The 667-nt window shown below is 56.1% G+C and carries 1 pseudogene; it reads right to left on the bottom strand.

Annotated elements, in window-relative coordinates:
* Positions 1–667: pseudogene (locus CIK88_RS12420) on the bottom strand (hypothetical protein); the annotation flags it as partial.

The raw sequence follows: 667 nt of genomic DNA, 5'->3' as shown, positions 1-667 counted from the left end.
GTGCCGAGGGCCTCGCCGCCGGTAGCGTACACCACCTGTCCCGTAAGGTAGCCGATGGCGTGCTGTCTCTGTTCCTGTCCAATGGTTAATGCAGGCATCGCGCTTGTAAGGTTGTTGCCGATGAATTCATAGGTGTCGTAGTAGTTGACTATCTCGAGTTGCGGGTCGCTGATGCTGTACGGTGCGGAGTAGCCTGTGCTGCAGACACCCCCTGATCCGCTCGTGTATGATGTAGCGGAGAGCACCGACCCGTCGCGGTTTCCGTCGCTGCATGTGCCCTGCACGCACAGCCTTCCGAAGCGGTCGTACAGGCAGAAGCGGTAGCGGTTTCCCAGAGCGGTGTCTCTCATGTACGCCATGCGGTCGGCACTGTCGTACCAGTACTGCACGCATTCCGCCCCGGGCAGTTTCTTCCATACCACCCGCCCTCTATTGTCATAACGATATTCGTATGCATATATTGTCTTTTCCTGCGATATTTTGTTGAATGCAGGTGTGAGCACGAAGCGCAGCTGGCCGAGGTCGTTATATACATAATAGGTATCTCCTGCTGCGGTGCGCTCCATAATCTTCCTCCCGAGCAGGTCGGTGAATACGGCTGTGCTCCTGTTGTCGGCATCGTAAGACACTGCTTTTGCCAGCGTTCCCTCTGGATAGTACTCGAAGG

The organism is Prevotella sp. P5-50, assembly GCF_002251295.1.
GTDB lineage: Bacteria > Bacteroidota > Bacteroidia > Bacteroidales > Bacteroidaceae > Prevotella.
The sequence above is the reverse complement of the archived record's forward strand: the minus strand, read 5'-3'. Positions and strand labels throughout refer to the sequence as shown.